General features: G+C 52.6%; 11 protein-coding genes. 3 read left to right on the top strand and 8 right to left on the bottom strand.

Going from position 1 to position 14,726, the window contains the following annotated elements; genetic code table 11:
- Positions 1-3: 3 nt before the first annotated feature.
- Positions 4-1,644 (bottom strand): multicopper oxidase CueO, encoded by a 1,641-nt coding sequence (gene cueO / locus F3J40_RS05985; protein ID WP_167012980.1) that lies wholly within the window; start codon positions 1,642-1,644, stop codon positions 4-6.
- A gap of 183 nt (positions 1,645-1,827) precedes the next feature.
- Between cueO and F3J40_RS05990 the strand changes: the two genes are divergently transcribed.
- The 3 genes from F3J40_RS05990 to speD all read left to right on the top strand — a co-directional run bounded on the left by F3J40_RS05990 (position 1,828) and on the right by speD (position 3,944).
- Positions 1,828-2,178, top strand: a complete 351-nt coding sequence (locus F3J40_RS05990; protein WP_017348486.1) for a YacC family pilotin-like protein — start codon at positions 1,828-1,830, stop codon at positions 2,176-2,178.
- An 80-nt stretch (positions 2,179-2,258) separates the two neighbouring features.
- Positions 2,259-3,125 (top strand): polyamine aminopropyltransferase, encoded by an 867-nt coding sequence (speE, locus tag F3J40_RS05995; RefSeq protein WP_167012981.1) that lies wholly within the window; start codon positions 2,259-2,261, stop codon positions 3,123-3,125.
- Between the two features lie 15 nt (positions 3,126-3,140).
- Positions 3,141-3,944 carry an adenosylmethionine decarboxylase gene (gene speD, locus F3J40_RS06000; RefSeq protein ID WP_167012982.1) on the top strand — a complete coding sequence of 268 codons (804 nt, stop codon included), beginning with the start codon at positions 3,141-3,143 and terminating at the stop codon, positions 3,942-3,944.
- Between the two features lie 7 nt (positions 3,945-3,951).
- On the opposite strand, the gene F3J40_RS06005 is transcribed toward speD, so the two are convergent.
- The 7 genes from F3J40_RS06005 to epd all read right to left on the bottom strand — a co-directional run bounded on the left by F3J40_RS06005 (position 3,952) and on the right by epd (position 14,717).
- Positions 3,952-7,494, bottom strand: a complete 3,543-nt coding sequence (locus F3J40_RS06005) for a hypothetical protein (protein WP_167012983.1) — start codon at positions 7,492-7,494, stop codon at positions 3,952-3,954.
- Between the two features lie 161 nt (positions 7,495-7,655).
- Complete coding sequence (gene mscS, locus F3J40_RS06010; RefSeq protein ID WP_167012984.1) at positions 7,656-8,543, bottom strand: small-conductance mechanosensitive channel MscS; 888 nt, start codon at positions 8,541-8,543, stop codon at positions 7,656-7,658.
- A 191-nt stretch (positions 8,544-8,734) separates the two neighbouring features.
- A complete protein-coding gene (locus tag F3J40_RS06015; protein WP_167012985.1) occupies positions 8,735-10,177 on the bottom strand; it encodes a class I adenylate-forming enzyme family protein in 1,443 nt (480 codons plus the stop codon).
- Positions 10,178-10,186: 9 nt separating this feature from the next.
- Positions 10,187-10,912, bottom strand: a complete 726-nt coding sequence (locus F3J40_RS06020) for a class I SAM-dependent methyltransferase (protein ID WP_167012986.1) — start codon at positions 10,910-10,912, stop codon at positions 10,187-10,189.
- A 385-nt stretch (positions 10,913-11,297) separates the two neighbouring features.
- Positions 11,298-12,377, bottom strand: coding sequence for a class II fructose-bisphosphate aldolase (fbaA, locus tag F3J40_RS06025; RefSeq protein WP_167012987.1), 1,080 nt, complete (start codon positions 12,375-12,377; stop codon positions 11,298-11,300).
- A 107-nt stretch (positions 12,378-12,484) separates the two neighbouring features.
- Positions 12,485-13,648, bottom strand: a complete 1,164-nt coding sequence (pgk, locus tag F3J40_RS06030) for a phosphoglycerate kinase (protein ID WP_167012988.1) — start codon at positions 13,646-13,648, stop codon at positions 12,485-12,487.
- A 49-nt stretch (positions 13,649-13,697) separates the two neighbouring features.
- A complete protein-coding gene (epd, locus tag F3J40_RS06035; RefSeq protein ID WP_017348477.1) occupies positions 13,698-14,717 on the bottom strand; it encodes an erythrose-4-phosphate dehydrogenase in 1,020 nt (339 codons plus the stop codon).
- Positions 14,718-14,726: the final 9 nt, after the last annotated feature.

Genomic DNA, 14,726 nt, shown 5'->3' on the forward strand with positions numbered 1-14,726 from the left:
GCGTTAAGCGACGGTGAAGCCCAGCATCATACCGGTGTCTTCATGCTCCAGCAGATGGCAGTGCGCCATATAGGCGTGTTCACTGGTCGCCGCATGATTGAAGCGCACCAGCACTTCGCTGCGCCAGCCGTTGACGCTGACCATATCCTTCCAGCCCTGGCGATGCGGCGCAGGGGCTTTACCGTTTTCCGACAAAATGCGGAACTGTGTGCCATGAATATGGAACGGGTGCAGCATCATGTCGCCTTCGCCAGAAATGGTCCATTTCTCCATGCTGCCCTGCGCCACATTAAACGCCGGGTGCTGCATGTCGAAGGCTTTACCGTTGATTTTATTGCCGTTGTGGAAATCATATTCAGCCGCTTTTGGCGGGTTTGCCATACCATGCTGGCTATGATCCATTGCCATACCTGGCATATCAGACATGCCCTTCATCTCTGAGTCTGAGGCACCGGCGTCCATTTTCATTCCCGCCATATCGTGATGGCTGTTTGCCATACCGTGCCCTTTGCCCATCGCCTGTGCGCCATAGCGCTGCATCAACGCCTGCATGCCCTGTTGGTCGAGCTGGGCATCCATAGAGAGTTGCAGCCAGCGGCTATTAAGCTTATCGGTTGCGTGAACCGCAGGCAGGTCAACGAGCTTGTCCGGCAAGGTAGCGCTGGCCATCACGCGCAGCGGCAGAATCTGCACCAGCGGCAGCGGTTGGTCAAACGGCGCCAACGTCATCCCCATCTGCTCGACCGGCAGGGTCACCAGATCAAACGCTTTGCCATCGGAGGTATCCACCATCACCTCGAAACGCTCTCCCGGCAACAGCGGCAGGCTGCTCACGCTGACCGGTTCGGCCAGTAATCCCCCGTCGCTGCCGATCACATACAGTGGACGTTTATCACTGGCGGCGATGTGCAGCGAGCGTGCATTACAGCCGTTAAGTAACCGCAGACGCAGCCAGCCGCGTGGCACGGCATGCTGCGGATACTGCACGCCGTTGGTCAGCATCATATTGCCAAACCAGCCTACCGCCGCACGCATAATATCGAGCTGGTAGTCAATCGCATCGCCTGCGGTGTTGAGCTGCTTATCCTGGAAAATAAGCGGAACGTCATCCACGCCCCACTGCACCGGTAGGCGCAACTTGCCGCTTTCGCTGTCTTCCAGTAACACCAGGCCCGCCAGTCCTTGTGCCACCTGGAAGCCAGTACGGCCATGCAGGTGTGGGTGGAACCAACACGTGGCGGCGGGTTGATCGGGCGTAAAAGTGACCTGACGAGAGGCACCAGGCGCAATGCGTGCCTGTGGACCGCCATCAACCTCACCGGGGATCTCCAGCCCATGCCAGTGTACCGTCGTCGCTTCAGGCAGCTGATTAAACAGGCTCACCGTCACCGGCTGGTTACGTTGCAAACGCAGGGCTGGCCCGAGCAGATTGCCGTTGTAGCCCCAGGTTGGCACCTTTTTGCCAGCAAATTCGCTGGTGCCGGTCATCGCCGTCAGAGTGATGTGCCCGCGTCCATCGGGCTCCAGCAGCGTAGGCAACGGGAGCAGCGGCCGGGTTTCAGCCATGAGAGAGCGGCTCCACAACGGTAAAGCGCCTGCGGCACCCAGTGCAGCGGTCAGTTTGAGGAATTGCCGACGTTGCATGACATCACTTCCTTATAATAAATATGGGTATGCAAATGCTAAACTGTCCCCTTGCGGTAGGGTCAAGTGGCGATTACAGAATGCACTGAAAAAAAAGCCTTCCGTGACGCAAAACGCATATTTATCGAAATACCTATATCAACTATGCTAACGTCAAACGACTATTCCTGATTGAGACAAACTATGAAGAAGAGCATCAGGCTGCTGATGGTTCTGGTGGGGCTGCTGAGCTTCTCCTCCTCCAGCTTCGCCCTGAGTGAATCAGAGGCGGAGGATATGGCTGATTTAACCGCCGTATTTGTCTACCTGAAAAACGATTGTGGTTATCAGGAACTTCCGGACGCACAAATCCGCAAGGCACTGGTGTTTTTTGCTCAGCAAAATCGCTGGGATTTAAGTAATTACAGCAGCTACAACATGAAGTCTCTGGGTGAAGACAGCTATAAAGATCTCAGCGGTATCGCCATCAGCAACAGCCAGAAGTGCAAAGCACTGGCGCGTGACTCCCTGAGTTTGCTGGCTTACGTCCGTTAAGTTTTCGCCAGCGGGTATAAATTTCGTTATGATGGGTCGCTCTTATTTTCTGGCGTCCCCATCAGAGGAGAGCACCCGCAATGAGCGAAAAACCCACCTGGAATGAAACCCTGCACAACGGGTTTGGTCAGTACTTCTCCGTCGATCAGCCACTCTATCGTGATAAAACCGACCATCAGGATCTGGTGATCTTCGAAAATGCCGCCTTTGGTCGGATCATGGCGCTGGATGGCGTGGTACAAACCACCGAACGCGATGAGTTTATCTACCACGAGATGATGGCCCACGTGCCCATTCTGGCGCACGGTGCGGCAAAAAGCGTGCTGATTATTGGCGGCGGTGATGGCGGCATGCTGCGTGAAGTTACGCGCCACCCTGGCGTAGAGTCGATCACCATGGTGGAAATTGACGCTGGTGTGGTGAGCTTCTGCCAGCAGTACCTGCCGAATCACAGCGCTGGCGCCTATGCCGATCCCCGCTTCACCCTGGTGATTGATGATGGCGTCAACTTCGTGACTCAGACGCAGCAGAAATTTGATGTGATTATCTCTGACTGCACCGATCCCATCGGCCCCGGTGAAAGCCTGTTTACCTCAGAATTCTATGCTGGCTGTAAAAACGCCCTGCATCCCGGGGGCATTTTCGTGGCTCAGAACGGGGTGTGCTTCCTGCAACAGGATGAAGCCGTCACCAGCCATCGTAAATTAAGCCACTACTTTAGCGATGTCAGCTTTTACCAGGCGGCGGTGCCCACCTATTACGGTGGTATCATGACGTTTGCCTGGGCCAGCGATAATCCCGCCCTGCGCGAACTGGATCTCCCCACGTTAACATCACGCTTTGCCGCCGCCGGATTGCGCTGCCGTTATTACAATCCAGCGATTCACCTGGGTAGCTTTGCCTTGCCGCAGTATCTACTGGATGCACTGGCCCCCGCCGCTGAGTAAAAGGGATAAATCAAATTGCAAAAGCTAAAACTGCATGGCTTCAATAACCTGACAAAAAGCCTGAGTTTTTGTATCTACGATATCTGTTACGCGAACAGCGATGCCGAACGCGATGGCTATATTGCCTATATCGATGAGCAATATAACGCCAACCGCCTGACAGAGATCCTGTCTGAAACCTGTTCGATCATTGGCGCTAACGTCCTGAATATTGCGCGTCAGGATTACGAGCCACAGGGTGCCAGCGTCACGATACTGGTCAGCGAAGAGCCGATCGATCCAAAAGATATTGATACCTCTGAGCATCCCGGCCCGCTGCCCAATTCTGTGGTCGCCCACCTCGATAAAAGCCATATCTGTGTACACACCTACCCGGAGAGCCACCCGGAAGGCGGGCTGTGCACCTTCCGTGCTGATATCGAAGTCTCCACCTGCGGAGTTATCTCACCGCTAAAAGCCCTCAACTATCTGATTCACCAACTGGAATCAGATATTGTCACCATTGATTACCGCGTGCGTGGCTTCACCCGCGATGTGAACGGCATCAAGCACTTTATCGACCATGAAATTAACTCGATTCAGAACTTCATGTCCGAAGATATGAAAGCGATGTATGACATGGTGGATGTGAATGTCTATCAGGAAAATATCTTCCACACCAAGATGCTGCTTAAAAAGTTCGAGTTGAAACACTACCTGTTCAACACCCGGCCAGAAGATCTCAGTGCTGATGAACATCAGCGCATCACCGGGCTGCTCTGGAAAGAGATGCGTGAAATTTACTACGGACGGAATATTCCAGCGCTGGGCGTGAGATAATCCATAATTATGGCGGTGTGTAATCCATGCCATTAAAACTGCGGGCAAGAATTTTCTCTTCCCGCAGCATATATTCCAGTTCAATCACCTTCACTGATTGCCGGGCAAGTCGCTGTTCCCCAATGTTTACTACACGAAAAATCTGGCCGGGTGGGATCACACCTTCAATCTTCACCCCTTGTGCAGCGTCGGCAGCATGATTCAGGTTTGCAGCCCGATAATGATTTTTTATTCGGGTATAGTGCAGAGGCAAAACATCGAGTTTTCCTACACTGCCAGCACTGGCAACCGGTAGGCGATAAATAACCTTCACCTCCTTTTCAGCAAACTGCTTAAAATAACTCGCAACGTAAATTTCCGGGCTGAAAAAGGTCAATTGATGAGACTGGAGCAAATCTCCCGCTTTCAAGGCGATGCTGTCAGCAACCGTAATTGCATCACCATGAAAGAGTGTTGCGGCCTCCTGTAACGTTATATCCGGCATGCCTTTTACCAGCGTTAATATCTCCGTCAGCGTCTGGCGTTGCCAGGCATTCAGCGAATGACTACCGCGCAAAAAATAACTTTTCGTCAGATGATTGGGGTACATGCCAGCCGCGAGATCGCTCATTAGCGCAGATTTTCTGCTATCACTCAGCGTTATCGCTTTTAGTTTCCTGGTGGGAGCGGTATGTAACTCCTGTTCATGCAGGAGCTCCGACATTAACACCGGCTTCCTGATGTCCTGCATTGACTGAGCATACAACTTGACTGGCTGACCTTCGCTATTCAACGGCCCGGCCATTCCCCATCTCAAATCGGTATGTAAATCGATCTGAGTCGCAACCGAAGAAAAGTAAAAATCCAGATGCGTCGTCAGCCACTGATTACTGACTCCCACCGCACGCCCCTCCTTTAAATAGATCATCGCGTGATTCATCGCTTGCTGATGAGGTCCATTTTCAGCAATAAACGCCAGGCGGGCACCGAGTGGGATCGCTTTAAGTTGTGCCGTCGAAGTAATCAGTAACGCATCTTTTCCGATGAAATCCTGAAAACTATTTGAACGGGTTTTGAGTAACTGCAACGCCTGTTGTGGCGTGATCATGCCCGCTTTGCGTTGAATATCAATCACGAAATCCCAGCAGCTTTTTAGCATGACATCCTGACGCATTGAGGTGGTATAGCGTTCGGCAAATTTGGTGGCTTTTGCCGATGCCTCTGTACATAACGTCGGCCATAGCGAGCGGCGCGTTCGACAGACCGGCAAATCATCACTGGTATCACTGCGAGCCTGCACCTGTGCTTTTGCCTGACGATAGCGCGTTTCTTCAGATGCGGCAGGCAGAAAATGGGGGGCTGCCAGCAACAGGTTGATCTCCAGCGTCTCTGTCAGTTGAATAAACTCACGCTGGGCCTGTAGCGAGTGATTGACCGCACTGCTGTAGCGTTGCCACTGTGCGACAACCGGCAAAGCGAGTGAGGCCGCGTTAATCACTTTTCCTGTGACCTGCAAGCCCTCTTCGACAATCGTTTTGGTTACCCCTTCAATGACCAGCGCTTCCAGAGCCAGCGGCTCGGCCAGCGGGATAACCAGCGTCACATCAGTGGCAATCTCGGCCAGACGATCGTAAAAGCGCACCTTATTTAACTCGGCAGTTTCTTCTGCCGAGTTAGCCAACTGTTTCGCCACGCGTTTTCGCGCGTCTTTGTGCGCTTCCACTAATGCAACCACAGGATTACTGTTTTCCACCAATGAAAAACCTTCCCTGAGCGTCATCTCAACCGGCCGTGTGCGCTCAGGTGTAGGCACGGCTAGCCGCTGCGTTTTCATCAGGCTGTTGCCGGGGAAAAAATCCTGCAAAAAATCAACGACATCGTCATGAACCCGCAGATTATTGCCATCCGGTGTCAGGGTGATGGTGTGAAAAACCTTGTTCCCGAGAGAAACGCTACAGGCGAGATAATCATGGGGCCGAGCGCCACCGATCAGAATCAACCTGTCGGCCAGCGTATCTTCTTCGCCGTTATGTTGCAGAAGTAAGGCACCCGGTTTCCCCAGGCGAATCGCCTCCGCCTGTTGTGCATAAGCCTGCCGTTGAGTGGTATCGAGGGTGAGATATTGCGGATACTGCCCGTTGATAACCCGATCAAGCGTGGCCGCCAGCGAGAGATCCATCACGTTAAGATAAGCGGACAAATATCGGTCATCAGCAAATAGTGCATCAATATAGCTTTCCCAGGCGCTACGCAGCACGGCAGGATGATTAACACACTCCCTGATCAAACTGCTGTTGCTGGCTGCTGGGCTTGCAAAGCGCACCCGCTGGAAATTCTCTTCAAAGGTCAGCCTGGCACCGCTGCGAAAACGTATAGAAGGTACCCCATCGAGCTGAATCTCTCTCGGCTCAAAAAAATTTTTGCGCTGCTGTAAAAATCGCCAGAGGCTTTGTGAGCTGGTTTTTTCATCGTAGTTCAGGCTCTCCAGTAGCGAACCAACGAGGGGATTAATCGCTGAAGCCGTGCTGCGTGCTGTACCGCGCAAAGTGGGATACTGAGCCTTGATGGACTCATAATAGGTCGCTGTCACGGTGCTATTCAGCACATCGTTAATCTTTGTCTTCCGCTCTAACCAGTGATTAAGAAACCCTTTAAAGTCATTGAGCCATTTTCCTGTACCATCATTAATTCTGCGAGATAACAGGGCTAATACCGCCTCGGTCTGACCGGTTGTCTGCGATTTGTTACCTGCAATGTGCATAATTTCGTTCGCCAGGTGAGTGGCCGACTGGCGATAACCAAACGGTTTTTTTTCTGCGGCCTGCGTGAGCCAGACGCTACGATGAGCAACAGCAATGGGTTCTGGGTCGATAATCCGCCATGCAACGTCATACACGTCACTCTCTTTTTTTACCAGAAACAGGTTCCTGCATGGGGAATCCACGTAGCCGCTTTCAATATGCGGTGTGGTGCTGTTATAGCTGGTTGCCGTAATTGCAGCCAGATGCAGGTAATTTTTGCTCTCTAGTCCGGATACGGGCATTGCCCGACTAATCTGTTCCAGAATGTTGAAATGCCAACTTTCGGTACAATTATTCTGGTGAAGGGGAACATAATTACGCGAGAACAGCACATTGCCAAGGCGATCGCTTAATTCAAGCGCGAAAACTTTACCAGGCGGAAAATCATGACCTTGCGCATTTTCAGGGTTTCGATCGTGTAATATGCCAACCATACGATAATCACCCGGCATATTAATGATGTTTTTCCAGCCGTTTCTCCGGGCAATATAATTTAACAGCGCCATTCCCTCGCAGGGATCGTCATAGATAAAATAACGCTCTGCCAGCTCCATCTTTACTTTTTTCTGCTCCAGCGGATCGCAGGAAATGTTCCAGTAGGCGTCATATCGCTGTTGCGCATTCATTTGGCTCAGCGCCCGTAGTGTCTGGGCGGCTGTCGGCTCAAATTTAACCTGCCGATTTTGGCCCCCCTCAGTCTGGTTAAACAGGGGGGCAGGCGTAGAACGGAAAAGCGTTGAAAGTTTGGTCGAAGTGAGATCAAAAGTCATTAATCCTCCCGTGTGTCATCGCACCATTCTAATTAATGGTTTGATACTGAAGCAGTTAGGTGCAAGCCGTGATGGCTGAGTTCAGTAATAACAGGGAGAGGAAGACCAGGAGAGAAAGAAAATAGTGAAGAAAAAAGGGAGCCGGACGGGCTCCCTTACGGTTATTTGCTCAGGCTGAGTGGTTTTTCCACTTCCGCACCAGGCGCTTTGACCTGATGCAGATGCACATCCATCTGCGGATAAGGGATGCCGATACCCTTCGCATCCAGCGCATTTTTAAAGTCTTTCATCAGATCCCAGTAGACGTTTTGCAGATCGCCACTGTTGCTCCAGCAACGCACGATGAAGTTAAGTGAAGAAGGTGCCATCTCGTTCAGGCCAATCTGAATGCCCTTCTCCTGGATAACGCGCGCATCAGCTTCAACCACCTGGCGCAGCAAAGCCAGCACTTCGTCAACGTTCGCATCGTACGCCACACCAATCACAAACTCATTGCGGCGCATCGGTTCACGTGAATAGTTGAGGATATTGCCGGAGATGATCTTGCTGTTCGGCACCACCACAATTTTGCCGTCAGAAGAACGCATGGTGGTAGAGAAAATCTGCACGTTCAGCACCGTACCGGCCACCCCGCCCAGATCAACATATTCACCGGTACGGATCGGACGGAAGGTGACCAGCAGCACGCCTGCGGCAAGGTTGGAGAGTGAACCCTGCAACGACAGCGCAACGGCCAATGTCGCCGCACCCAACACCGCAATCACCGAAGCGGTTTGCACCCCTACGCGGCCCAGCGCGGCAATCAGCGTAAAGGCGATGATGGCATAACGCAGCATGGAGGAGAGGAAGTCCGCCACGGTCACATCAATACTGCGCGCCCGCATCACGCGGTTAATGCCATTCGAGATGACGCGTGCCGCGATAATACCAACAACAATAATGCCGAGGGCCGCAACGATATTCACAGCATAGCTAAGCAGCAACGCCTGATTACGCACTAACCAGCCACCGGCATTATGGATGCCGTCTACCACATTTAAATCTTCCATTTCATTACCCTGTTGTTAAGTTCCGCAGCGCGGAATGAACAAAAACGGCCAGAGAAGCTCCGACACTCCAAGCCAAAAGGGTAACTAAAAAACCGGGTCTGTGCCAAATTTGCGACGAAATCGTCTATTTTTCCGCCACATAACGGAGAAAAAAGCGCATTCTGCCGCAAATGCGCGCCAGAATGGCCTGGTCAGGCGAAAATTTTGGGCTTGTCGATCTTACCAACTGGCGTACGCGGCACCTGCGCCAAAGATTCAATGACATAGCTGATATTCCACGCGGCCAGTGCCTGCTCCACCCGATGCTGCGCCTGCGCAAACTGTGCCGCTTCCCGAGCATGAATCGCCACGCGAAGATGCTGCTCACCCGCCTGTGGCTGTGCAACCTGGGTGAATACCTCCGCGTCCGCCGCCAGCGCCGTCAGAACATAATCCAGTTCGGCGCTGAATTTTGCCCCTTCTGTGGTGATCAGCACATCATTCACCCGCCCCAGAATCACATATTTACCATCGTCACGCAGTGAAGCGATATCGCCGGTAAAGTAGCGTCCGTTGCGGAAGGTTTTGGCATTCGCCGCTGGATTAGCCAGATAGCCCTCGCTGGTAAAAGGTGAGATCAACACCAGCTCGCCGCAGTTATGTGCCAGACCTGGCAACGGTGAAAGCTCAGCCCGCACGCCCGGCAACAGGCTCATGCCAAGATCGCCCGCCACTTCACGGCTGTGACGGACCATCGCTAAACCAAAGTCCGTGGAACCGTAGAGCTGCTTAAGCGCCAGCCCAGCCTGCTGATAGACCTGCTGCAACAGATGCTGATTAATGTAGCTACCGCCGCAAAACGGCTGACGAATAAAGCTGAGATCTTCACCCTGGCACAGCGCCGCCAGCGCCTGATAGTGCGCGGGCAGTGCGCTCATGATGCTGGGGCGGAAATGCAGAATCAGCCGCAGGATCTCGGCATCACTCTCCTTGCCTGAGCACAGAATCAGTTTTGCCCCCGCCAGCAAACTGGTAAACACATGCAGGTCAGTTGCGTGAGCCACATCCAGCGCATGACGACAGAACACCACATCGTTCTCACCAGCACCGATGCCACGGATCCAACGCTGACGCTCCAGCACCAGCTTATGCTGATTCCAGACAATCACTTTAGGGAAACCAGTGGAGCCAGAAGACCACAGCATGCGGAAGACACCGGTATGCACCGTTGCGTCAACCGGCTCTGACGGCACAGTAGCGCTAAACAGCTGTGTCAGTTCAAGCGTCGCAAGAGGCTGCGGATCAATCTGGCGCGAGCCATCAACAACCAGCACTGCCGGGCGAATCACCTCAATGGACTGACGAATATAATCCGCACTGAAATTTTCCAGCACCGGGTAGTAAGCAATGCCCGATTTCGCACAGGCCACAATCAGCGCGATGTAGTTAATGCTGTTGCTCAGCAGAAGAGCAATGGATTGTCCGGCACTTAGCCCCTGTTGCGCCAGCCCAGCGGCAGCAAGGTCGATGCGCGCCATCAGTTCGCCATACGTCACCTGCTCACCAGAGACACAGGTAATAGCGACTTTGTCCTCGTGCTCCAGCGCAATCGCCAACAGGGCATCATACAGCGAGGAGTGAGTGGAATAGCTCATCTTGCGCTCCTACTTCCAGCCCGCGTAAGTGGCAAAGCGCCATGATTTTGCCAGACAATCCGCTGCACTGAATCCCGCTTCCCGCAGCCAGGTTAGCTGATCATAAACTTCCGCGCAGATATCCAGCTTCATACGCTCGCGTCCGGCCTGCCACTCTTCCGGTGGCGTATTGCTGTCCACGACATGCTTTTCATGCTGGATGTCGTACATCTTCTCAATCACGTCATTCGGCGCACTCACCTGCTCCACGTTGATAAACACGCCTTGTGGTGCCAGTGCCGCCTGAATTTCCCCGAACAGTTTGCGCTTACCCTCGTGGCTCAGGTGATGAATCGCCAGACCAGACACCACCACATCGTACTCGCCGTGCAACTGTGGCTGTTGCAGATCAAAACGGACAAAATCAATGCCTGCCACACCGTGAAAACGCCGCTGCGCTTCCGCCAGCATCGCCTCAGAGCGATCGGCCAGCGTGATACGCGCCTGGGGCAATTTTTCTTTGATCAGGAAACTCAGTAACCCGGTTCCTGCGCCAAGATCGATAATGCGCGGATCGGGCCGGTTTACTGACATCAAAAGGGTATTCACCGCCGATTGATAGAGCAAATCGAAAGACGGAATAAGCTGTTTGCGGAGGGTGTCATATTTTTCCGGGAACCAGATGTTTTTACTGATATCAATTTCCGCAGCGGTAACACTGTTATTTTCTGCAAAATCTCTCTGATGAACAGACATACGCAACTCCTGATTTTCAGCCAGATGAATAAGTCGTGCGCAAACGCACGTCGACAAGACGCGATCGTGAGAACTGGTTAGTGCTGAGACAGTGAGGAACTTTGTTGACTGCGTAATGTGATACCAGTCACGCGACAAATAGTCAAATTAATTAATGTTTCAGTTACGTTAATCACACACCCACTGGCGAAAACATCCAAATAAAAAACAACAAGCAATTGAATTACAACAATAAAAAACAAATCACCGATTACACATATGAAAAATCAATGAAATAAACTTTACCTATCGTTAAGTAAGGAGAGGAGCAGAGGGCGGATGTGAGGGGGAAACCGGAGGAATAAAAAAAGGCTCCGAAGAGCCTTTATATCGCATGATACTGAAATTACAGCGTATCGATGTTATTCAGTTCTTTAAATGCCTGCTCTAAACGCACCACCATTGAAGCCTGCGCAGCACGCAGCCATACACGTGGGTCGTAGTATTTCTTGTTCGGGCTATCTACGCCATTTGGGTTACCCAACTGGCCTTGCAGGTAGTCTTCGTTCTTTTTGTAATACTGCAGGATGCCGTCCCAGGTTGCCCATTGGGTATCGGTATCGATGTTCATCTTGATTACGCCGTAACCAATTGACTCTTCGATTTCTGCAGCAGAAGAACCGGAACCGCCGTGGAACACGAAGTCCAGCGAGTTGTGCGGCAGGTTGTGCTTTTTAGACACGTATTCCTGAGAATCACGCAGGATGGTTGGAGTCAGCTTCACGTTGCCTGGCTTGTACACGCCGTGTACGTTACCGAAAGAGGCCGCGATGGTGAAACGTGGGCTGATTTTGCTCAGCTCAACGTAAGCGTAATCCACGTCTTCTGGCTGGGTGTACAGTGCAGAAGCGTCCATATGACTGTTATCTACGCCATCTTCTTCACCACCGGTGCAGCCCAGTTCGATCTCCAGCGTCATGTCGATTTTCGCCATGCGCGCCAGGTATTTGCTTGAGATCTCGATGTTCTCTTCCAGTGACTCTTCAGACAGGTCGATCATGTGTGAAGAGAACAGTGGCTTACCGGTTTTCTTGTAGTGCTCTTCACCTGCGTCCAGCAGACCGTCGATCCACGGCAGCAGTTTCTTCGCGCAGTGGTCAGTGTGCAGGATAACTGGCACACCGTAGTGTTCCGCCATCAGGTGAACGTGTTGCGCACCCAGGATACCACCCAGGATAGCAGCATGCTGAGGAACGTCAGATTTGAAGCCTTTACCGGCGAAGAACGCAGCACCACCGTTAGAGAACTGGATAATAACCGGCGCTTTTACTTTTGCAGCGGCTTCCAGTACGGCGTTCACCGAATCAGTACCGATGCAGTTAACGGCCGGCAGCGCGAATTTGTTCTCTTTCGCGACCTGGAAAACTTTCTGTACGTCATCGCCAGTGACAACGCCTGGTTTTACGAAATCAAAAATTTTAGACATGGTTGTGTCCCGTTTCGGTTACCGTAAATTCCCACTCCATGCAGGAATCGGATTGGATGCCCGTGAGGGCAGTGCTTAGGGCAATGCAACAGCATTGCCCACCAGAATTACTGTTTTGCGCGCTCTTCTAACATCGCTACAGCTGGGAGGATTTTGCCTTCCACGAACTCGAGGAATGCACCACCACCGGTAGAAATATAGGAGATTTTATCTTCAATGCCGAACAGATCGATCGCGGCCAGCGTATCACCGCCGCCTGCAACAGAGAATGCGTCACTGTCTGCAATGGCGTTGGCAACGATTTCGGTGCCTTTGCGGAAGTTAGGGAATTCAAATACGCCAACCGGGCCGTTCCACAGGATGGTTTTAGCGCTTTTCAGCAGGTCAGCCATCGCCAGGGCAGTTTCATCGCCGAAGTCCATGATCTCTTCATTGTCGGCCACTTCTGAGACTTTTTTCACGGTGGCAGGTGCAGTTTCAGAGAACTCAGTACCCACGCGTGAGTCAGTTGGCACCGGAATACCGTGCTCATCACGCAGTTTCTTCGCGGCTTCCACGAAATCTGGCTCGTAGAGTGATTTACCTACGTTGTTGTCAATTGCCACGAAGGTGTTGGCGATGCCGCCGCCGACAATCACGGTATCCGCGATTTTCACCAGTGACTGCAACACGTCGAATTTGGTCGACACTTTAGAACCGCCAACCACGGCAACCAGTGGACGCTCTGGGTTGCTCATGACTTTGCCCAGGGCTTCCAGCTCAGCAGAAAGCAGCGGACCCGCACAAGCTACTGGAGCAAACTTGCCAACGCCGTGGGTAGAAGCCTGTGCGCGGTGCGCAGTACCGAAGGCATCCATCACGAAGACGTCACACAGCGCAGCGTATTTCTTCGACAGGGTTTCGTCGTCTTTTTTCTCGCCCTTGTTGAAGCGCACGTTCTCCAGAACCACCAGTTCACCGGCAGACAGCTCAACGCCTTCGAGGTAGTCTTTAGCCAGGGTCACTTTGGTGCCGTTAAGCTTGTCTTTCAGGTAGTTAACTACCGGCAGCAGGGAGAATTCTTCGTTGTATTCACCCTCGGTCGGACGACCCAGGTGAGAGGTAACCATCACTTTAGCACCCTGTTTCAGCGCGGCTTCGATGGTCGGCAGGGAGGCACGGATACGTGCGTCAGACGTCACTTTTCCTTCTTTAACTGGCACGTTCAGATCGGCACGGATCAGAACACGCTTACCAGCCAGATCCAGATCGCTCATCTTAATTACAGACATGGTGAACCCTCTCGTTGATTCGCTTAAGTTTGCTGGCGCAGACCGCGCCTTAGCTGAAACCTTTGGCAGCCATCGCTAACGTAGTATCAATCATACGATTAGCAAAGCCCCACTCATTATCGCACCAGACCAGGGTCTTGATCAGGTGCTGACCACTGACCCGCGTCTGCGTGCCATCGACAATGGCACTGTGCGGATCGTGATTAAAATCGACAGAGACTAACGGTAATTCCGTATAGTCAACTATACCACGGAATGCCCCTTCCGAAGCCGAGCGCAGCACTGCGTTGACGTCACAGGCCGCCACAGGCTGACTCACAGTGACGCTGAGATCAATCGCCGTGACGTTAATCGTCGGCACGCGCACCGCTATAGCTTCAAAGCGGTCGTTAAATTTCGGAAAAATACGGGTAATCCCCGCCGCCAGTCTCGTATCCACCGGAATGATTGACTGGCTGGCCGCTCGGGTACGGCGCAGGTCGCTGTGATAGGCGTCAATCACCTGCTGATCGTGCATCGCCGAGTGGATGGTGGTCACCGTGCCGGACTCAATGCCAAAAGCATCATCCAACAGTTTGATGACCGGAATGATGCAGTTCGTGGTACAGGAGGCATTCGACACAATGCGATGTTCCTGTTTCAGCTCCTGCTCGTTCACGCCAAACACCACGGTGGCATCGAGGTCGTTTCCACCCGGATGGGAAAACAGCACTTTTTTCGCTCCAGCCTGCAAATGGGCTTCGCCATCGGCACGACTGCCATACACGCCGGTGCAGTCCAGCACCACGTCAACGTTCAGATCGCCCCACGGCAAATCCTTAATTTCAGAAAGATGCAGAATACGGATGGTGTCATCACCCACGCACAGCTGATCTCTTTCCTGACGAACATCCCAGGCAAAGCGCCCATGGCTGGTGTCGTACTTCAGCAGATGCGCCATGCCCTCTGCCGGTGCCAGTTCGTTGACCGCAACCACGCTAATTTCGGCACGACGCCCTGTTTCATACAGCGCCCGCAATACGTTGCGTCCAATACGGCCAAAGCCATTGATTGCTACCCGAATGGTCATAACCCTGCC

The organism is Candidatus Pantoea multigeneris, from assembly GCF_011752615.1.
Lineage (GTDB): Bacteria > Pseudomonadota > Gammaproteobacteria > Enterobacterales > Enterobacteriaceae > Pantoea > Pantoea multigeneris.